Origin of the sequence: uncultured Jannaschia sp. (assembly GCF_947494025.1) — a bacterium.
In the GTDB taxonomy this organism is placed as follows: domain Bacteria; phylum Pseudomonadota; class Alphaproteobacteria; order Rhodobacterales; family Rhodobacteraceae; genus Jannaschia.
Map to the genome: position 1 here is coordinate 1 of NZ_CANLTQ010000040.1, position 19,766 is coordinate 19,766.

17 protein-coding genes and 4 pseudogenes are annotated in these 19,766 nt (G+C 68.1%); 8 read left to right on the forward strand and 13 right to left on the reverse strand.

All coding sequences use genetic code 11. The annotated features are described in order from the left end of the window. Positions 1–248: 248 nt before the first annotated feature. Entirely contained in the window at positions 249–1,331 is a 1,083-nt protein-coding gene (locus Q1B08_RS19345; RefSeq protein WP_299822442.1) for a ScyD/ScyE family protein, read from the reverse strand. 598 nt (positions 1,332–1,929) lie between these two features. On the opposite strand from Q1B08_RS19345, the gene Q1B08_RS19350 reads away from it, so the two are divergent. The 4 genes and pseudogenes from Q1B08_RS19350 to Q1B08_RS19365 all read left to right on the forward strand — a co-directional run. Next, positions 1,930–2,175, forward strand: coding sequence for a hypothetical protein (locus tag Q1B08_RS19350; protein WP_299822444.1), 246 nt, complete (start codon positions 1,930–1,932; stop codon positions 2,173–2,175). A gap of 21 nt (positions 2,176–2,196) precedes the next feature. Further along, positions 2,197–2,364, forward strand: a pseudogene (locus Q1B08_RS19355) (transposase); the annotation flags it as partial. A 67-nt stretch (positions 2,365–2,431) separates the two neighbouring features. Next, positions 2,432–2,707: pseudogene (locus tag Q1B08_RS19360) on the forward strand (transposase); the annotation flags it as partial. A gap of 366 nt (positions 2,708–3,073) precedes the next feature. Further along, a pseudogene (locus tag Q1B08_RS19365) lies at positions 3,074–3,361 on the forward strand (IS3 family transposase); the annotation flags it as partial. Positions 3,362–3,451: 90 nt separating this feature from the next. Here Q1B08_RS19365 and Q1B08_RS19370 read toward each other — a convergent pair. The 6 genes from Q1B08_RS19370 to Q1B08_RS19395 form a co-directional block, all read right to left on the reverse strand. Next, on the reverse strand, positions 3,452–4,612 hold the full coding sequence (locus Q1B08_RS19370; RefSeq protein WP_299822446.1) for a CoA transferase: 1,161 nt from the start codon (positions 4,610–4,612) through the stop codon (positions 3,452–3,454). Further along, positions 4,609–5,373, reverse strand: a complete 765-nt coding sequence (locus Q1B08_RS19375) for an enoyl-CoA hydratase (RefSeq protein ID WP_299822450.1) — start codon at positions 5,371–5,373, stop codon at positions 4,609–4,611. Before Q1B08_RS19375 ends, Q1B08_RS19370 begins: the two co-directional genes overlap by 4 nt. After that, positions 5,370–6,650, reverse strand: coding sequence for a TRAP transporter large permease (locus Q1B08_RS19380; RefSeq protein ID WP_299822453.1), 1,281 nt, complete (start codon positions 6,648–6,650; stop codon positions 5,370–5,372). The genes Q1B08_RS19375 and Q1B08_RS19380 overlap by 4 nt, the downstream gene beginning before the upstream one ends. Then, positions 6,647–7,186: a TRAP transporter small permease gene (locus Q1B08_RS19385; protein ID WP_299822455.1), complete on the reverse strand. Its 540-nt coding sequence runs from the start codon at positions 7,184–7,186 to the stop codon at positions 6,647–6,649. The genes Q1B08_RS19380 and Q1B08_RS19385 overlap by 4 nt, the downstream gene beginning before the upstream one ends. A 104-nt stretch (positions 7,187–7,290) precedes the next feature. Next, a complete protein-coding gene (locus Q1B08_RS19390) occupies positions 7,291–8,268 on the reverse strand; it encodes a TRAP transporter substrate-binding protein (RefSeq protein WP_299822458.1) in 978 nt (325 codons plus the stop codon). A 40-nt stretch (positions 8,269–8,308) separates the two neighbouring features. After that, a complete protein-coding gene (locus Q1B08_RS19395; protein ID WP_299822461.1) occupies positions 8,309–9,481 on the reverse strand; it encodes an aminotransferase class V-fold PLP-dependent enzyme in 1,173 nt (390 codons plus the stop codon). Between the two features lie 90 nt (positions 9,482–9,571). Here Q1B08_RS19395 and Q1B08_RS19400 point away from each other — a divergent pair, with 90 nt between their 5' ends. Both Q1B08_RS19400 and Q1B08_RS19405 read left to right on the forward strand, forming a co-directional pair. Continuing rightward, positions 9,572–12,454, forward strand: a complete 2,883-nt coding sequence (locus Q1B08_RS19400; protein ID WP_299822464.1) for an FAD-binding and (Fe-S)-binding domain-containing protein — start codon at positions 9,572–9,574, stop codon at positions 12,452–12,454. Beyond that, positions 12,451–13,134: a GntR family transcriptional regulator gene (locus tag Q1B08_RS19405; RefSeq protein WP_299822467.1), complete on the forward strand. Its 684-nt coding sequence runs from the start codon at positions 12,451–12,453 to the stop codon at positions 13,132–13,134. The genes Q1B08_RS19400 and Q1B08_RS19405 overlap by 4 nt, the downstream gene beginning before the upstream one ends. Positions 13,135–13,152: 18 nt before the next feature. Here the strand turns inward: Q1B08_RS19405 and Q1B08_RS19410 are convergent, their stop codons facing one another. The 5 genes from Q1B08_RS19410 to Q1B08_RS19430 form a co-directional block, all read right to left on the reverse strand. Next, positions 13,153–14,220 (reverse strand): Ldh family oxidoreductase, encoded by a 1,068-nt coding sequence (locus Q1B08_RS19410; RefSeq protein ID WP_299822470.1) that lies wholly within the window; start codon positions 14,218–14,220, stop codon positions 13,153–13,155. After that, positions 14,213–15,082, reverse strand: a complete 870-nt coding sequence (locus Q1B08_RS19415; protein WP_299822473.1) for an ABC transporter permease — start codon at positions 15,080–15,082, stop codon at positions 14,213–14,215. The genes Q1B08_RS19410 and Q1B08_RS19415 overlap by 8 nt, the downstream gene beginning before the upstream one ends. Next, positions 15,079–15,894 (reverse strand): ABC transporter ATP-binding protein, encoded by an 816-nt coding sequence (locus Q1B08_RS19420; RefSeq protein ID WP_299822488.1) that lies wholly within the window; start codon positions 15,892–15,894, stop codon positions 15,079–15,081. Before Q1B08_RS19420 ends, Q1B08_RS19415 begins: the two co-directional genes overlap by 4 nt. Continuing rightward, positions 15,894–16,922: an ABC transporter substrate-binding protein gene (locus Q1B08_RS19425; protein WP_299822475.1), complete on the reverse strand. Its 1,029-nt coding sequence runs from the start codon at positions 16,920–16,922 to the stop codon at positions 15,894–15,896. Before Q1B08_RS19425 ends, Q1B08_RS19420 begins: the two co-directional genes overlap by 1 nt. Before the next feature lie 63 nt (positions 16,923–16,985). Further along, complete coding sequence (locus Q1B08_RS19430; RefSeq protein ID WP_299822478.1) at positions 16,986–17,888, reverse strand: fumarylacetoacetate hydrolase family protein; 903 nt, start codon at positions 17,886–17,888, stop codon at positions 16,986–16,988. A 141-nt stretch (positions 17,889–18,029) separates the two neighbouring features. Between Q1B08_RS19430 and Q1B08_RS19435 the strand changes: the two genes are divergently transcribed. After that, a complete protein-coding gene (locus tag Q1B08_RS19435) occupies positions 18,030–18,701 on the forward strand; it encodes an FCD domain-containing protein (RefSeq protein WP_299822481.1) in 672 nt (223 codons plus the stop codon). Between the two features lie 9 nt (positions 18,702–18,710). Here the strand turns inward: Q1B08_RS19435 and Q1B08_RS19440 are convergent, their stop codons facing one another. Beyond that, positions 18,711–19,397, reverse strand: a complete 687-nt coding sequence (locus tag Q1B08_RS19440; RefSeq protein WP_299822485.1) for a fumarylacetoacetate hydrolase family protein — start codon at positions 19,395–19,397, stop codon at positions 18,711–18,713. Between the two features lie 205 nt (positions 19,398–19,602). Here Q1B08_RS19440 and Q1B08_RS19445 point away from each other — a divergent pair. Beyond that, positions 19,603–19,766: pseudogene (locus Q1B08_RS19445) on the forward strand (IS5/IS1182 family transposase); the annotation flags it as partial.

The window sequence follows — 19,766 nt, forward strand, 5'->3', positions numbered from 1 at the left end:
GACGCGACCGACCAGATGCCGGATCAAACAAAGCTCTTGCCAAGGGGCCATCCATACACGGTTCAAGCCCAATGGCGCGTGCCAGACCCTCTTCAGCGGCCGGGAGAGCAAGGCGTTCACGCGCTCGTCGATCTCGACGCAGAGGCGGCTGACATGGCCCTTCGACATGTCGCCAGCGCCCACGACGGATGCGGTCGGGGACTGCTTGGTCTGCCGGGGCGGGACCGCGACCCCGCCCCGGGTCTTCCTCAACGCCGCCGCCGCAGGAGCCCGAGGCCGGCGAGGCCCGCCGCGAGCATCGGCAGGCCGGCCGGCAGGGGTATCGGCGCCGGAGCCGGGTTCAGCGCAACCACCTGCCCTCCGGTAGGCGACAGGCCGTTGGTTGCGACGTAGAACGTCCCTTCCGGCCCGAGGGCGAGGCCCGTCGGGCTTTCGATGCCGTCCAAGAGAAGCGCGCGCGACCCGTCCGCGAAGAGTTCGTAGAGCGCGCCGGTCGTGCCCGGATTGAGGAGGGAATCGCTGTCGGTTTCCAGCGCGAAGAGCGATCCGTCCGCGCCGAAGGCCACGTCGATGAGGTTGGTAAAGCCCCCCGCGAGCGTGTCGAGGCTTCCGTCCGGGGCGAGGCCGAAGACGTTCGCCGCACCTTCCGGGAACGGGAAGCCGGTCAGCTGCGCGATCGCCAGGGTGCCGTCCGGGCCCGCCGCGATCCCGGTCGGGACCGCCTGATAGACCGGCGGGCCGAAGGGCAGGGGGTTCGGCTCCGGCGAAAGCACGGCGACCGGCGCGACCGACCCGTCCGCGCCGATGGCGACGATGTCGTTGCCGCCCGCATCGCTGACGACGAGACCGTCCGGGCCCGCGACCAGGCTGAACGGGTTGCTGTCGGCGTCGTCGTCCGGCCCCCCGTCGAGCTCGAGGCTCGCGATGTCGGCGACCGGGGCCACGCTTCCGCCCGATACGCGCCCGACCTGACCGAGCAGGGCGGCATCGGGATGCGCCCCGGCCAGGGCGCCGCGCTGGTTTGGATCGCCGCCGAACCCGAAGACGACGTGGAGTTCGCCCTCGTGGAAGGCGACGTCATGGGCCCCGGTCGCGCCGAAGCCGCCATCCGACGCGAGCGAGGGCAGGTCGACCGCGACGTTTTCCCGCACGCCGTTTCGGTAGCGCGTGACCGCGCCGGTGTCGCCGTAGCGCAGCGTCGCGCCGTCACCGCCGGTGATCGAGGCACCGTCGCCGCCCGACCCGGCCTCCGCGACGTAGAGCCAGCCGTCGGAGCCGACGACCATGCCGCGGGGATTGGCGAGGCCGTCGAGCACGACCTCGCCGAGCAACAGCGTCGATGCCGAGGCCGACCCCGCGACCGCGACCCAGAGAGAGGTGAGGACACTCGCTAACCCATACGGACGCAAGTCTCCGATGCGCCTCTCGCGCTTTCGATGCATCTGCACTTTACCATTCCTCCGAAAAACCGGCCCGACACTCCCCGGGCCTGCGCGGAGGAAAGCACGCGGCGCCCGATGCGCCTAGTTCGACGTTCGGCCCGCCGCGTGCATCGCAGCGCTGATGCGCCAAAAGCCGCGCATGGCGGCGGGGCCGCCCGGTGGCGGAAACCCCGTGTCGATACGACAAAAGGCCGGCGGAAGCTGTGCGTGAGCGGGAGGCGCGGGGCTGTGAGGCCGAATTCATCCCGATGACCGAAAACGGTCGGCAGGCCACGGTGCGCGCCGAGCGACAGGAGCCATCCGTGACGGGTCCTTCCGGCCCGTCGCGCTTCGGCAAGCGTGAGCAATCATGCGTCACAAGCTGGCCATCGCCCTGCAAACGGCTTCCCTGATCCTCCGCTTCGTCCTGGTCGCGGCGCTGGTGACCGGCGCGTTTTCGGGTGGCGCCGCGTAGGCCGGCGTCGCGAGGGCGGGCTAGGGTCCGAAGATGACCGCTCATGCGCCCGGCGGACCGGTGGCGCTCCCGCACGAGAGCATGGTCCAGACGGAGCGCATCGCCCGGAAGAACGATCCCTCGGAGCCCGAGCCGGCGCTCGCCGACATGGCAACGTTGGTTCCGACACGCCGGCTCGGCCATGCGACGGTCTCCGCGCAGGCCTCCGGACCTGACAGAGGTGGCTCGAGAAATCTGAACATGGGCTATGAGTGGATGATCCACGCGACATCGGCATGAAGCTGAGAGCGAGGAGAAACCATGACGAGACGACCGCGCCGGAACCGCAGTTCGGCTCTCAAGGCGAAGGTGGCGCTTGCGGCCATCAAGGGCAGGCGAACTCTGGTTGAGCTGGCCGAACGGTTCGATTTTCATCCCAACCAGATCACGCAATGGCGCTCGCAGCTGCTCAAGGGGGCTTCCTGCGTGGACCGCCCCCTATTTCGACCGAACAGTCCGGCATGATCATGGAAGGCTCAAGCCTATGCTTGAGGACATGCTTATACCCAACGGCGATACCCGCTGCGTAGAGGTCATCACCGGCATCTCCGGACGGCGCTACTGGCCGGCGGGAGAGAAGTTGCGCATCATCGAGGAGAGCCTTGTGCCGGGGGAGTCCGTCTTTGCTGTCGCGAAGCGAAACGGCGTCGCCCCGAACCTACTATTCCGATGGCGCCGATTGATGGACCAAGGAGGAGCGATGGCCGTGGGATCGAACGAGCCGGTGGTCGGCGCTTCGGAAGTTCGTAAGCTCGAGGACCGCGCTCGGGAGGACAGGTCTTCTGCCGAGCGCAAAGTGATGATCGACCGGAACCATAGGCTCCCCGCGGACCGGGTAGCCTACCGATTGCTCATTTTGCCTCGACAAGGTAGGTCTGACCGCCAAGTTTGAAACTGTCGTCGATCTGCTCGCCGCGTAGTCGGAACGAGGTTCGAGGCGCGAGACGGTACGCAGAGAAGAGTTCCGCGAGGTTGCGGGTCAAGCGCACTGAGAGTTTGAAACTGTTCCTGGATCCGCCCCGCTGCCGCAGATGTTGGGAGGGACACCTCGCTTTCCTCTGTGCCGCCGTCGGCCTCATTCGCCCTTGTTGTGTCTCGTGGCAGGTTCTCAAGGAAGCTCGTTTCGTTTAACTCCGGCCAGTTCACCAGCATGGACTGGGCCGCGTTCCTTCAGGCCCATGATCTCGAGCACTCGATGAGCCGTCGCGGGATCTGCCATGACAACGCCGTTGCCGAGAGCTTCTTCAACCTGCTCATGCGCGAGCGGATCAGGCGGCGCACCTGCCGGAACCGCGAAGAAGCTCGACAGGACGTGTTCGATTACATCGAGATGTTCTACAATCCAAAGCGCAAGCACGCGAGGAACGGGATGCTGTCACCCGTCGAGTTCGAACGGCAGCAGAGAACGAGACCCGAAGGCGTCTGAGAAACATGAGGCTATTCAAACAGATTGTGCTTCTAAGACAGGTAACGTTCCGCAGGGCGTAGCAGTGCTGCGAGCTCCGGATGTCACGTCTTAGTTGCCATTGGTGTTGCCATCGCCTGCCTCGAACGTAGCGGCAGCATGCTCGCCCAAGCGAGGGGCTGGGCAGCGGATGCTCCCGGGGGTCCTCGAGAATTTCACCGGCAGGCCGAGCGTTTCCACCCGCCCGGCCGTTGGATGGTCGAGGGCGACGACCATGTCGCGCGCCCGCGTCTGCGGATCGGCATGCATCTGCCGGATGTCAAGGACGGGCCCCGCAGGGACGCCTCCTCGCTCCATGGCCGCGAGCCAGGTCGCTGTATCTTTCAGCGTGAGGATGGCGGTCAACGCAGCCTCGAGCTCGACGCGGTTCTCCATCCGGTCGCGGTTGGTGGCGAAGCGGGGATCTTCAGCGAGTTCCGGCACCTCGAGCAGCACGAGGAGGCGCTCCCAGTTGCGCTGGTTTGCGGCGCCGACGCAGATCCATCCGTCGGCAGTCGCGAAGGCCTGATAGGGCGCGTTCAGCGGGTGGGCTGAGCCCATCGGCCCCGGTGCCGTTCCCGTGGCGAGCGCGATCGCGGACTGCCAGTAGGTCTGCACGATCCCGGCCTCGAAGAGCGACGTATCGACGCGCTGGCCCTTCCCGGTTTTCAATCTGTAGGTGTAGGCGGCCAGCGCGCCCATGGCGGCGAGGATGCCGGCGGTGATGTCGGAGATCGGCGCGCCGGACTTGACGGGCGCGCGTCCTTCGCCCTCGCCGGTGATCGACATGAGACCGCTCATCGCCTGCGCGATAAGGTCGAAGCCGCCTCGGTCGGCATAGGGCCCGGTGCGCCCGAAGCCCGATATCTCGACATGGATGAGCGCGGAGTTCGCCGAAGCGAGCACCTCCGCCCCCAGCCCGAGCTTCTCCATCGTTCCCTTGCGGTGGTTCTCGATGAGGATGTCGGCGTCGCGGATCAGGTTGAGGAAGGCGGCACGGTCTTCATCGTCCTTCAGATCGAGGACGATGCCGCGCTTGTTGCGGTTCATCATCATGAAGGCCGCGCTCTCGCCGCCGATCTCGGGGGGCACGAAGCGCCGGCTGTCGTCACCCTCAGGCTTCTCGACCTTGATGACGTCGGCGCCCATGTCGGCCAGCATCAGGCCGCAGACCGGACCGGCCATGATATGCGCAAGCTCGACGACGCGCACGCCCGCCAGCGGGCCGCTCATGTTCCCGTCCACATCGGCTGGCGCTTGCCGAGGAAGGCCTCGATCCCTTCCTTGAAGTCGCGGCTGGTGTAGCAGAGCGCCACGAGATCGCGGTCGTCGACGCGGCCCGCGACCTTCAGGCGGCGCAGGCCCTCCTTGGTGGCCCGCATCGTCAAGGGTGCGTGAGCCGAAAGGGTCGTGGCGAGTTCCGCGGCGCGGACGTCCGCGTCGTCGACGATCTCGGAGACGAGCCCCGCGGCCAGCGCCTCCTCGGCCCCGACGAGGCGGGCCGTCAGCAGCAGCTCCGTGACCCGGCCGTGCCCGATCAGCCCCCTGAGGCGGGCGAGGTTGGACACGGAGAGGCAATTGCCCAGCGTCCGCGCGATCGGGAAGCCGAACCGCAGGGCGGGCGTGGCGATGCGGATGTCGCAGGCTGCCGCGATCCCCGCGCCGCCGCCTGTGCAGGCGCCGGCGATGGCGGCGATCGTCGGGACCGGGCAACGTTCGACCGCTTCGAGGACCGCCTCGATCCGCTCCTCGTAGGCCCAAGCGTCCTCGGCTGTCTCGAACGCACGAAACTGCTTCATGTCGGTGCCCGCCGCGAAGGCTTTGCCGCCCGCCCCGCGCAGGATCAGCGCCTTGACCGACCCGTCCTGTGGCAGGGTCGAGCAGGTCTCGCGCACCGCGTCGTACATCGCGAAGGTCAGCGCGTTGCGGCTTTCCGGACGCTCGAAGGAGAACGTACCGATGCCGTCGCGAACCGTGTAGGACGTCTCGTTCATCGGTAGACCATCTCCACAAGGTACATCGGGATCGGCTCCACGTAGGTGCAGAGCAACAGGACGAAGAGGAGGACGCCGACGAAGCCTAGGTTGGCCTTGGACACGTCCCAGATGTTGGCCTTCGCGATGGAGCAGGCGGTGATCAGCACGCTGGCGACCGGCGGCGTCTGCTGGCCGATGGCGAGATTGAGCGTCACGATCAGGCCGAAATGCACCGGGTCGATGCCCACGACCGAGATCAGGGGAACCACGATCGGCACGACCAGGATGATCGCCGCCGCCGAGTGCAGGAAGAACCCGATCACGAGGAAGAAGACGTTCAGAATCGCGAGGATCACCCAGCGGTTGTCTGTCAGCTCGAGGAGCCCGTTGGCCAGCTCTTGGGGAAGCTGCGCCCGTGTCAGGAAGCCGCCCATGAGCACCGAGGCGGCGACCAGCAGCATCACCACCGCCGTCTGGATCGCCCCGTCGAGCATCGAACGCTTGAGCTCGCCGAAGTCCGTCTCGCGGTACCACAACCCGACCACGATGGACGCGATGACCGCGACGCCAGCCGCCTCGGTCGCGGTGAAGAGCCCGCCGAAGATGCCGCCGAGGATCACCACCGGAAGTACGAAGGTCGGCAGCGCCGCGACGAAGGTCGACTTGAGGCGCGGCACGTTGAACGCTTCTTCCCGCGGCAGGTCGTAGCGGCGCGCGAATAACCAGCAGAGCCCCATCATGCCTGCCGCGCCGATCAGGCCAGGGACCAGTCCGGCGAGGAAGAGCTGCTCGATCGAGGCGCCCGAGCTAACGCCGTAGAGGATCATCGGGATAGAGGGCGGGATGATGATGGCGAGCGAGGCGGAAGACGAGGTGACGGCGGCCGCGAAGGGCGCCGAGTAGCCGCGCCGCTTCATCTCGGGGATCATCACCGAGCCCATGGCCGCCACGTCCGCCACCGCCGAGCCCGAAATCTCCGCGAAGAACAGCGACACGCCGACATTGACCATCGCGAGGCCGCCCCGCACGAAGCCGATCAGCGCCGAGACGAACTCGATCAGCCGCCGGGTGATGCCGGCCGCGTTCATGATGGCGCCCGCCAGCACAAACATCGGGATCGCGATCAGCGAGAACGAGGACGCGCCGGAATACATGTCGAGCCCGATCGAGATGAGCGCGGCCGTTCCCTCGTAGGACACGATCCCGATGACGCCGCAAATCGCGAGGGCCACAGCGATCGGGACGTTCAGCAGGATCATCGCCACGAGGGCCACGAAGATGGCGAGGATGATCAAGGTCGGGTCTCCACGCGGGCGCCCGGAACGGTCTCGGGCACGACTTCGGGATGTTCGAACGAGCGGCCGGCCATCGTCTCGTGCCAGTAGTGCGGCAGCGACAGGATCGAGGCGATCATGAAGAGAACGGCGCCGATCGGAATAACCGACTGCGTGAACTGGACCGGGACGAAGGTCAGGCTGACGAGGTTCATCCCGTCGAGGATCACGAGGACCTGCCAGCCGGACCAGGCGAGGAGCGCGAAGAAGCCGAGGACGAGCGCCTCCGCCACGACGATGCCGGCCGCGCGCAACCCCGGAGGCAGCGACAGGAGCACGCCGTCGAAGCCGATATGCTTGCGCTTCAGGGCGGCAAGGGCGGCCCCGTAATAGGTGATCCAGCAAAGCTGGATCGCGGCGATCTCGTCGTACCAGCTCAGCGAGGCGCCGAGCTTGCGGGAGATCACGGCGTAGACGACGACTGCGGTCAGAGCGATCATCTGGACGATCAGGACCCATTCGAGGACGAGACCGAGCATGCGGGATGCCTTGCGCATCTGGGACTCCTGAGGGACGGGAAGCGGTCGGGCGGCGCGGGGCGTGGCGAGATGGGGCAGGACGTGTGGCGGGCGGCGGCCGGAAGCGCCGCCCGCCGGGGTCGTCAGTTCGTGGCGCCGCCGGACAGGTCGCGGACCTGCGTCACGAGAGCCTCGCCTCCTTCGACGGTGGCGGCGAAGTCGTCGTAGATCGGCTGCGAGGCGGTCACGAAAGCATCCTTGTCGGCCTCGTTGACCGCGACGCCGGCCTCCTCGATCACCGCCAGAAGGTCGGTCTCAAGCTGTTCCGCCGTCTCGTAGACGTAGGCTTGGGTCTCCTGCGCGGCCTCCGTCAGCGCTTGCTGCACCTCCTCGGGAAGCGCCGAGAAGGTCCGTTCGGCGGTCAGCACGAAGGCGGGCGTGTAGACGTGGTCGGTGATCGAGAGGTACTCCTGCACCTCCTGAAACTTGGCGGAGGCGATCTGCGCGTAGGGGTTCTCCTGCCCGTCGATCACGCCCGTCTGCAGCGCCGTGAACACGTCGGCGAATGCCATCGGCGTCGGGTTGGCGCCGTATTGCTGGAACATCTTCAGGCGCCATTCGCCCTGCGGCGTGCGCAGCTTGATGCCTTGCAGATCCTCGGGGACGGTGATCGGGCGGACGTTGTTCGTGATCTGCCGGAAGCCGTTCTCCCAGAAGGCGAGGATCCGGTAGCCCTGCGCCTCGGCCGCAGGGTTGAACACCTCGTCGAGCATGGTGTCCGAGACGGCCTGGATATGGTTGCGGTCCTGGATGATGTAGGGCATCTCGAAGACGCCGAACTCGGGCGACACGGAGGACATGACTGAGGAGGGCAGGGCGAACATGACCTGTCCGAGCTTCAGTTTCTGCAGCAGTTCCTGGTCGCCGCCGAGTTGGGACGCGCCGTAGGCCACGACCTCGTAATCGTCGCCGAGCTTCTCGTTGGCCACCTCGACGAAGTGGTTGGCGGATGCCTCGAAAAGCGAGCCGGGCTCGCCTACGTGACCGAATCGCAACTCATGCTGCGCCGAGGCCGATCCCGTGGCGAGCAGCATCGCGGCGATCGCGCTGACGTATCTCATGTCCGTTCCTCCCGTTTCGATTTCAGTGCGACACGCGAGCTCAGGCTCCCCCGCCCGCCGTCTCAATCAGATACTCCATCGCCGCGCGTGCCCCGTCTGGCTCGTGCGGCACGCCGGCGATGGCGAGCCCCATCTCGACGCCCGACAGCGTCCCCATCAGCATGAGCTCGTTGAAGTCGCCCAGATGGCCGATGCGGAATATCCGGTCGGTCATCTTCGACAGGCCCGCGCCGAGCGACATGTCGAAGTTCTCGAGGATGACGCCGCGCAGCGCGTCCGCGCCCGACTCGCCGGGCATCAGGACGGCCGTGAGAGAGCTCGAGTAGTGCCGCGGCTCCTCGCAGAGGATCTCGAGGTTCCAGCCGCGAACCGCCCGACGCGTCGCCTCGGCCAGGCGGTCATGGCGCGCGAACACCGCCTCGAGCCCCTCCTCTTCCAGCATGTCGATGGCTTCCGAGAGTCCGTAGAGCAGGTTCGTCGCGGGCGTGTAGGGGAACACGCCTCGCTCGTTGGCGGCCAACATCTCCGACCAGTCCCAATAGGCCCGGGGCGATCGTGCCTGTGCATGTGCCGACAGCGCCTTCGGGCTGACGCCGGTGAAGGACAGGCCAGGCGGCAGCATCAGGCCCTTCTGCGACCCGGCAACGACTACGTCGACGCCCCATTCGTCCATCCGCATGTCGATCGACGCCAGTGACGAGATCGTGTCGACCATCAGAAGCGCGTCGGAGCCGGCCGCGTTCATCGCTGCCCTGATTTCAGGGATCAGCGTCGCGCAGCCGGTCGAGGTCTCGTTCTGCACGATGCAGACCGCCTTCACGTCGCCGTGCTCGCACAGCGCCGAGCCGAGGGCGTCAGGGTCCACCCCGGTGCGCCAGCTCGACTGCACCAGCACCGGCTCCAGCCCGATCTTCTCGGCGAGCCTGCGCCAGAGCATCGCGAAATGGCCGGTTTCGACCATCAGCACGCGGTCGCCGGGCGACAGCGTGTTGACCAGCGCGGCCTCCCACGCGCCCGTTCCGGAGGCGGGGTAGATCACCACATGTCCGGCCTCGGTCTTCACGATCCGCTTCATCCCGTCGAGGACACGCCGCCCGAGCTCGGCGAAGGCCGGACCGCGGTGATCGATCGTTGGAAAGTCCATCGCGCGCAGCACGCGGTCGGGCACGTTGGTCGGCCCCGGGATCTGCAGAAAATGTCGTCCGCTGCGCATGCCTGTCCGTTCCCGCTCTCGTCATCATTGCCTTCAATAAATTTTGAATTCATAATTCAAGTCAAGGCATATCTGGCGGGCGAGGCGGGAATGGCAGACTGGCAGCGACTCCGGACTGCGATCGAGGGCGACGTGCTGACCGATGCCTTCGACCGCGGGCGCTACGCGACCGACGCGTCCTTCTACCAGATCGTGCCCCAGGCGGTGGTGTTGCCGCGCCGCTTCGACGACGTTGCCGCGACCCTCGCCTTCGCGCGCGAGTCGGGCGTCCCCGTCACCGGCCGCGGTGGCGGCACCTCGCAGGCTGGGCAGACGGTCAATTCCGGAATCGTCATCGACTATTCGCGGCACCTGAACGCGGTCTGCGACCTCGACGTCGAGGAAAAGCGCGCCACTGTCGAGCCGGGCCTCGTCCTCGACAGCCTGAACCGGACGCTCAAGTCGCACGAGTTGTGGTTCCCGGTCGATGTGTCCACCGCCTCGCGCGCCACCATCGGCGGGATGGCGGCTAACAATTCCTGCGGCGGCCGCTCGATCCGCTACGGCCGGATGCGTGAGAACGTCGTGGCCATCGACGCGATGCTGGCCTGCGGCACCCGCGCGCGCTTCGGCGAGGTCGACCGCGCCGCCGCGATGGCCGGAACCGGCGATCCCGTGGGCGGCCTCGTGCGGGACATGCTCGCTCTCGGCGCGCGCGAGGCCGAGGAGATCGCCGCCCGGTTCCCGAAGGTGATGCGCCGGGTCGGCGGCTACAACATCGACGCGCTGGTGCCGGACGGGCCGACCAACAACCTCGCCCATCTGCTCGTCGGCTCCGAAGGCACGCTCGCCCTGACCGAGCAGGTAGAACTCGTCCTCTCCCCGCTGCCCCGCCACAAGTCCGTGGGCGTGTGCCATTTCCCAACATTCCGCGACGCGATGGCCGCCACGCAGCACATCGTCGCGCTCGGCCCCGACGCGGTCGAGCTGGTCGACCGCACGATGATCGCGCTCGGCCGCAAGATCCCGGCCCTGTCGCCCTCGCTGGACGAGTTCGTCCGCGGCGACCCCGCGGCGCTTCTGCTCGTGGAGTTCGCGGGCGACGACGTGAAGGCCAACGCCGAGCGGCTGGCCAGCCTGCACGACCTGATGGCCGATCTCGGATTCCGTTGGGGCAGCAGGCAGGAAGGCGGAGTCCTCGACGCGGCGGAGCAACCGCTGCAGGCCAAGATCACCGAGGTCCGCACGCAGGGTCTCAACATCATGATGTCGATGAGGAGCGAGGGCAAACCCGTCTCTTTCGTCGAGGATTGCGCTGTTCCGCTGGAGGATCTGCCGGACTTCACCGACCGCTTGACGGCCCTCTTCGCCCGGCACGGCACCGACGGCACCTGGTACGCCCATGCCTCGGTCGGGCTGCTGCACGTGCGCCCAATCCTCAACCTGCGGCAGGACAAGGACGTGCATGCCCTGCGCGCCATCGCCGAGGAGGCGTTCGACATCGTCGCCGAATACAAGGGCTCCCATTCCGGCGAGCACGGCGACGGCATCGTGCGCTCGGAGTTCCACGAGCGCATGTTCGGCGCCCGCATGGTCCGCGCCTTCGGGGAGGTGAAGGACCGCTTCGACCCGGACGGCGTGCTGAATCCCGGCAAAATCGTGCGCGCCCCGAAGATGGACGACCGCAGCCTGTTCCGCTACCCGCCGGCCTATGCGCGCGACCCCGTGACGACGCGCTTCGACTGGGGCGAGTGGCCCGCCGGGCTCCATGGCGCGGTGGAGATGTGCAACAACAACGGCGCCTGCCGCAAACTGACGGGCGGCGCCATGTGCCCCTCCTACCGCGTCACCCGCGAGGAGCGCGACCTGACGCGCGGGCGCGCCAACACGCTGCGCCTCGCCCTGTCAGGGCAGCTCGGACCCGATGCGCTGACGTCCGACGAGATGGCCGAGACGCTGAAGCTCTGTGTCTCCTGCAAGGCCTGCAAGCGGGAATGCCCGATGTCGGTGGACATGGCCGCGATGAAGGTGGAGGTGACGGCCGCGCGCGTCGCGAAGGACGGCCTGAGCCTGCGCGACCGGCTCGTCGCCCACCTGCCGCGCTACGCACCCGTGGCGGCGAAGGCGCCATGGCTCGCCAACGCGCGCGATGCGCTGCCCGGCGCGGCCTGGTTGTCGGAACGGGTCGCGGGGCTGGCCGCCGGGCGCTCGCTGCCCCGGTGGAACCGCGATCCCTTCGTCGCACCGCCCTTCGACGACGACGCGCCGGAGGTGATCCTCTTCGCCGACACGTTCAACCGCTGGTTCGAGCCCGACCACCTGCGCGACGCCGTCGCGGTCCTGCGGGCTGCGGGCCTGCGTGTGGGCCATGCCCGCGCCTCCTCCGCGCGCCCGCTCTGCTGCGGCCGCACGTATCTCTCGGCGGGGCTGGTCGAGGAGGCCCGCGCCGAGATGGTCCGGACGGTGGCGGCGCTGCGGCCCGCGCTCGACCGGGGCGCCTTCGTGGTCGGGCTGGAGCCGTCCTGTCTCTTGACCTTCCGCGACGAGGCGCCCCGGCTGCTGCCCGACTGGAGCGCGGAGGACGGCGCCCGCGTCCAGCTTCTGGAGGAGTTCCTCGCCGACCGCGTCGACCGTCTGCCGCTACGGTCGCTGCCCGGCCGTGCCTGGCTGCACGGACATTGCCACCAGAAGGCGGCCAACGTGATGGGGCCCGTGACCCGGGTGCTCGAGGCCGTCCCCGATCTGGAGGTCCGCCTCATCGACTCGTCCTGCTGCGGCATGGCCGGCGCCTTCGGCTACCAGGCCGAGACGGCGGAGGTCTCGCGCGCGATGGGCGAGCTCACCTTGCTGCCGGCCGTCCGCGCCGCGGGGCCGGAGGATTGGATCGTCGCGGACGGAACCTCCTGCCGCCACCAGATCGCGGACGGCACCGGCCGCCGCCCGGTCCATGCGGCGACGCTCCTGCGCGCCGCCTGCGGGGAGCCTGTGTCGTGAACGATGCTGGCCCCATCGTCCGCGCGTCGCTGCACGATGAGCTCGCCGTGCGGCTCCGGAGCATGATCGTGGAAGACCGGCTAGAGCCCGGGGAGCGCATCAATGAACGCGACCTCTGCGAGCTGTTCGGCGTCAGCCGCACGCCCCTGCGCGAGGCGATCAAGGTGCTAGCCCGGGAGGGCTACGTCACCCTGACGCCCAATCGCGGGGCCTGCGTCGCGGTCCTGACCGAGACCGACCTGAGCGACGCCTTCCCGATCATGGCCGCGCTCGAGGCACTCGCGGGCGAGCTCGCGGCGCGGGCCGCCTCGGACGCGCAGATCGCGGCCATTCTGTCGGACCACGTCCGGATGCGTACCGCCTTCGAGAATCGCGACATCTCGGCGTACTTCCGCCTGAACGAGGCGATCCACCTCGGCATCGCGTCGGCGTCCGGCAACCCGACACTGGAGCTGATGCAGCGCAGCCTCGATGGCCGCGTCCGCCGGGGTAGGTTCCAGGCCAACGTCAGCGCGCATCGCTGGAACCAGGCCATGGCCGAGCACGAGGAGATCGCCGAAGCCTTGTCGGAGCGTGACGCCCCCCGCTTGTCCGAGGTCCTGCGCCGGCACCTGAACAACAAGCTGGAGGCCCTGCGCGAGCGCATGGCGGAAACGGGAGATGCTTTGCCGGATCCCTAGCCCTTCCGCGGCTGCTGGTCAGGTCAGAAGTTCGGCCAAGCCGTGTTCCCGGGCCAGCTTCGACAGGTCCGCGCGCAGGGACGGCGCGAGACGGAGTCCTTCGGCGCGTCGCCGGGACGCGATCTCGGCCTTGCCTTCGCCGGGCAGGCGCACGGCCCCGTGCCCCGGCAACGGCTCGGACGCCCGCATCTCGTCGAAGGCGGCGGTGGCGGCCCGGGCGAAGCCTTCGCCGGCGCCGAAGGTGGCCGGATCGATGGCAGCAACGAACTGGCCGGTATTGGTTTCGCTCGTCGTGTCGGCCGTGAAATCCACCACGTTCGACCCGAAGGCCGCGCCGTTCAGGATGCCCGCGAGGAGGCCGAGCCCGACCGAGAGCCCGAACCCCTTCGCGCCGCCGATCGGCAGCATGAAGCCCTCGTCGCGGCGCTTCGGATTGGTCAGCGGCCGGCCGTCGCGCCCCACCATCCAGCCTTCCGGCATGAGTTCGCCCCGCTGCGCCAGCGTCTTGATCCGGCCCATGGCGGCCACGGTCGTCGCCATGTCGAGCACGAAGGGGTCGGGGCCTTCGGTAGGAGCGGAGATCGCGACCGGATTGGTGCCGAGAAGCAGGTCGGTGCCGCCGAAGGGAGGGACGTGGTTCGCGCTGCCGACCGCGGCGGCCAGCCCCAGCATGCCCGCCGCGGCCTGCGGACGAACGTAGAGCGACAGTGGCCCCGCATGGTTGCCCCGCCGGATACCGACCCAGCCGATGCCGACCCCGCGCGCCTTCTCGATCGCGAGCGTGCAGGCGGCCTGCATCGCAAGGTGCCCGAGGCCGTTGTCGCCGTCGAGAAGCGCGGTCGCCGCCGTCTCCCGCAGGATCGTCGGCTGGGCTGCGGGGTTGCAGCCGCCGTCCCGCAGCCGCGCCAGATACTGACGAAGGCGGAAGACGCCGTGCGTCTCGTGGCCGAGAACATCCGCTTCCACCATCAGGCCGGCGACGCGCGCCGCGTCGCCCTCCGGCACGCCCGCGCTCTCCAGCGCGGAGGCGACAAAGGCGAGGAGTGCCGCGACCGGGACCGGGACCGGGGCGTCGGCGTCAGGCATGGGTCTCGCCCACCCGGTCCTTGTGCCAGAACACGATCTTGCGCTGCAGCCAGCTTACCGAGGCGAAGAGCGCCAGCCCCAGAAGGCTAAGATAGAGGATCAGAGAGAAGACGCGCGGGGTGTTGAGCTGCGATGCCGCGACGCGGATGAGTTCGCCGAAGCCCTTGCCACCGCCGAGGAACTCTCCGGTGATGGCGCCCGCCATGACGCCCACGGCGCCGATCTTCAGGCCGGTGAAGATCTGTGGCAGGCCCATCGGCAGCTTCATCTGGATCAGCGTCTGCATCCGGGTCGCCCCCATCGTCTTGAAGAGCATCCGCGCGTTCTCGTCGGCGACGTGCAGGCCGGCCGCGGTGCCGACGATGATCGGAAAGGTGGCGATGAAGGCGGCGAGCGCGACCTTCGACTCAATCCCGAAGCCTAGCCAGGCCACGAAGAGCGGCGCGAAGGCGACCTTGGGCATGGTGTCGATCGCGACGAGGTAGGGCATGATCGCGCGCTCCCCGAAGGACGTCTCGCCCACCAGGACGCCCAGCGAGAAGCCGAGGAAGATCGCCAGCGCGAAGCCGTAGAATACCTCCTTCATGGTGATCCAGAGCGCGGGCAGCATGTAGCCCCCGCTGAGAAGGTTCTGCCCCACGAAGATCAGGTCTGCCAGCGTCTCGCCGGGGGTCGGCAGAATGATGGGAGACACCACCTCGAGCCATGACACGAATTGCCAGAGTCCGACGAAGACGGCGAAGACGACGGCCATGGAGACCGCCCGCGGCACGCTGTCGAGCCACGAGGTCCGCTCGGTCCAGATGGTATCGCCAGCCGCCGGATCTTCTTCGAGACGGGGGGTCACCGTCGTGGCGGTCATGCGTCGGCCTCCTTGTCCAAGAGGTTGCGGATATAGTCGACCAGCTTGCCGAACTTCGGCGTCGTGACCATGTCGAGCGTCCGGGGCCGCGGCAGGTCGATCTCCACGATCTCGGCAAGCCGTCCGGGGCGGGGCTTCATCACCAGCACCCGGTCCGACAGGATGACCGCCTCGGGGATCGAATGGGTTACGAGGAAGGCCGTCGCGTCGCGCTCAGTGCAAATGCGCTGAAGCTCCATGTTCATGAAGTCGCGGGACAACTCGTCGAGCGCGCTGAATGGCTCGTCCAGAAGCAGGACGGCCGGCTCAGTGATGAGCATCCGGCAGATCGACGCGCGTTGCGCCATGCCGCCCGACAGCTCGTTGGGATAGACTGTCTCGAACCCCTTGAGGCCCACCACCTCCAACAGGTCGTGCGCCTGCTCGCGCGCCCTGGCGGCCGCCGCGCGCCCGTCGCGGATCCTGATCGGAAGGACGATGTTCTCGACGGTGGTAAGCCAGGGGAACAGCGTGGCCTGCTGGAACATCATCCCGATGTCACGGCGGGCGCCCGTGACCGGGCGTCCCTGGAGGACGACGCGTCCCGTCGTCGGCGGGATCAGGCCCGCCATGATCTTGAGGAGCGTGGACTTCCCACAGCCGCTGGACCCGATCACCGACGAGAAGCTCCCCTTGCCAAGCGTCAGACTCACGTTCTCGAGCGCGACGACCTTGTTGCGGGCATAGGTCTTGCCGACGTCGCTAAGTTCGTAGACCAGCGCGCGCGGGCTGTCGGCGGTCGCCGTGCCGGGGGTGGCTGTGGAAAGCAGGATCACTCCATCGACTCGGCGGCCGCGGCGGCGAACTCGTTGGTATAGGCCGCCTCGAGATCCTCGAGCGGCTCGGCGATCTCGCCGCCCGCGAGCAGGCTGTCCTGCCATTCGACCCAGACCTCGGGGGGTTGGTAGCCCATCGGGTTGGTGTCGTCGCCGGGGATGGTCTTGGAGCGCACCGCGTCGAACAAGGCCGCCTGAAACTCCGGATCCTCGCCCTCCTGCGGGTTGCCCGACGTCAGATGCTCGAGCACCGCCTCGCGATTGGCGTCGTCGAGCGCGAAGGCGTGCCCTTTGGCGAAGGCGCGGACGAAACTCTCGACCAGCTCGGGCTCGTCGCGGATCGTTTCCCCCATCGTCGCGAGGCCGTTGCCGAAGAAGCGGCCGAACTCGGGCGGGGTGATGTCGCGCACCTTCATGCCGCGCAGGTTGAGGATGGCGGCGTCGGCGGTCGAGGCGGAATAGGCGTCGATCTCGCCGCTGTCGAAGGCCGCGGTGGCCGGGCCGCCGTCACCGACGGTGAGCAGGGTATAATCCTCGCCTTCGACCATGTCCGCGCTGGTCAGCACATTGCGGGCAAAGCCCACCTCGGCGCCATCCGCCGTTCCGGTTCCGACGACCGTTCCGGCAAGATCGGCGGGCGCCTGGTACTCCGACTCCTCGCGCACCACGATGCCGAAGTTGCTGCGGGCGGCGACGTTGTAGATGAAGACCGCATCGACCCCACGCGCGCGGGCGGCGATCACCGGGCCGGGGCCCGGGCGGCCGAACATGGCCTGACCGGACGAGAGCGCCTGCAGCACCGCGCCGGAACCGTTGATTGACTCGACGGTCACGTCCAGGCCCTCTTCCTCGAAATAGCCCTCGCCGATGGCCACGAAGACCGGAAACGAGTTGATGGCCGATGGGCTCGGCTGGACGAAGGTGATCTCGCGCATGTCCTGCGCCAGGAGCGGGGTCGCGGCGAGCGTGGCACCTGCGAGCGCCGCCGCCCCCAGGCCGAACAGGTGTCGTCTCTTGATGGACATGGGGTCCTCCTCTGTTGCCAGCGTGCTGGTCGGGATCGCTGCCGTGCTGACAAACGGAAGCGATCAGGCCGTACGGATCGGGTTCTCGAGGCGTCCGATCCCTTCGATCTCGCAGGACACGACGTCGCCATCGGCGAGAAACCGCGGCGGCGTCATCGCGTAGCCGACCCCCTCGGGCGTGCCCGTCGCGAGGATGTCGCCCGGCTCGAGCGTCATCCCCTCGGAGAGCGACGAGATCAGCGTCGGGATGTCGAAGATCATCGAGCCGGTCCTGCCGTCCTGGCGCAGCTCCCCGTTGACCCGCGTGGTGATCGCGAGGTTCGCCGGGTCTGGGACCTCGTCCGCCGTCACGATCCAGGGGCCGATCGGACAGGAGCCGTCGAGCCCCTTGCCCTTGAAGTACTGCCCGCCATGCCGCCGCTGCACGTCGCGCGCGGTCACGTCGTTGAGGATCGTGTAGCCGAAGACGTGGTCATAGGCCCGGTCGCGCGGGATGTCGCGCCCGGCGGTGCCGATGACGACGGCAAGCTCGACCTCGTAATCGATGGCGGTCGAGACATGCGGAAAGATCGGGACCGGCGCGCCCGACCCGATGACGGCGGTCGACGGCTTGGTGAAGAAGACGGGATGCTCGGGCAGGGCGAGGTCGATGTTCTGCGCCCGGTTCCCCTCGGCGACGTGCTCGGCATAGTTGCGTCCGACGCAGAACACGTTCTTGCGCGGGCTCGGGATAGGCGCCAGCAGCGTCGCGTCCGCCGCCGCGTGGCGCGCCCCGGCGGAGTCGCCCTTCTCAGCCGCGTCGGCGAGGTCGCGCAGCGCCGCCAGAGCGTCCGCGCCTCCCTCGACGATCGCCTGCACCGACGCGAGATCCCCGGCGCCCGCAGCGACGACGTCGAGGTATGAGCCGTCCTCGAGAACGATGGCCGACCGAGCCGTCCCCTCGGTCATGATCGTGGCAAGCCTCATGTTCCGCGTCCCTCCCAGGCGCCGCGCGATCCTTCGCCGCCGGCCCCTCCCCGGGCACGGCTAGCTGGCGCTTCGACGATCAGTCAGACACGATGGCGGGGCGCGCGCAAACAACCAATATTGCGATTGGGTGGAGGACCTGTGGCCCGGACCAGCGATCTGTCAGGCCGGCTCCGTGCGATGATCGTCGAGCGGGGCTACGGCCACAACGCGCAGCTGCCGCCCGAGCGGGAGCTGTCCGCGACCCTCGGCGTGACCCGCAACCAGCTCCGCCGCCCCCTCGATGCGCTCGAGGCAGCCGGGCTGGTCTGGCGGCATGTCGGACGCGGGACCTTCGTCGGCGCCCGCCCGGTGCTCAACATCGCGGAGACGGAGTACCTGCGCAGCATCACGACGCCCGCACAGGTGATCGAGGCGCGCCTCGCGATCGAGCCGAACCTCGCCTCCCTGGCCGCCCTCCACGCGACCGATGCGCAGATCGAGCGGATCGGCGGCCGCATCGACGAATGCATCGCGGCCGCAGACTGGCGCGGCTACGAGGCGGCGGATAACAGCCTCCATCTGGAGATCGCCCGCGCGACGCAGAACAAGCTTCTCGTCTTCCTGTTCGAGACGCTGAACACCGTGCGGCGGACGGTCGTCTGGAGCCAGAGACGCGCGACGCAGAGACCGCCGCGCGACTATGCCAGCTTCCGCGAGCACCGCATCATCCTCGACGCGATCACCGCGGGCGAGGCGGGGCTCGCGGCCGAGGCGATGCGGGTCCATCTGACCGCGGTCTACGAACGCGTCCTTCCGATGCTCAAGCCGTAAGGCGCGGGCTTATTCCACCTGGATGTCGAGGTCGCCGAGGCCGTCGACATGCAGCGCGAGCGTGTCGCCCGCCACGACCGGGCCAACGCCGGACGGCGTGCCCGTCATGATGACATCCCCGGCCGCCAGCTCGAAATAGTCCGACAGGTAGGAGATCATCTCCGGCACCTTCCAGATCATCTGGTTCAGGTCACCCGTCTGCCGGACCTCGCCGTTCACCTTGAGCTCGATCAGCCCCTCGGACGGGTGGCCGACCTCGGACACCGGATGCAACGGGCCGACCGGGGCCGAACGCTCGAACGACTTGCCGATCTCCCAGGGCCGGCCCATCTTCTTCGCCTCGCCCTGCAGGTCGCGCCGCGTCATGTCGAGGCCGAGCCCGTAGCCCCAGACATGGTCGAGCGCCTGCTCGACGGGAATGCCGGTGCCGCCCGACTTGAGCGCCACGACCATCTCGATCTCGTGGTGCACGTCCGAGGTCCTGGCGGGGTAGGGGAAGCTGCCGGACGCGTCGAGGTTATCGGGGTTCTTCTGGAAGAAGAACGGCGGCTCGCGGTCCGGGTCGTGTCCCATCTCGATCGCATGCGCTGCGTAGTTGCGCCCGATGCAATAGACCCGCCGCACCGGGAACAGGTCGTCCGAACTCGCGATCGGCATTGCGGGGACGCGGGGCGCCTCAATGGCATAGGTCGGCATTGTATAGCTCCTCTGGCGATGTCGAGGCAGCATTTGCAGATGCCGGGAAGGCTAGCAATTCAACCAATCCGCAGATTGGCCGAACCCATGTCTGAGCTTGGAGGCGGCATAGTGAGTTCAGCAAGAATTTAGTGCAGGACCCGGCGTTGTTGCACGAAGCCTGCCCGGGATTCACAATGCGAGTCCAGCGGCATAGCTGAGTGGCATGTCCAAGCCCCTGCTCACCCGCTACCGAACCATGAACTGGTCTGCCTACGACGCGTCGCTGCGAGAGCGGCGATCATTGACCGTCTGGTTCGATCCGTCAACGCCTTGGCACGCCAGGCCATCAGGCAAGCGCGGCGGCCAGCTGGTCTACAGCGACGCCGC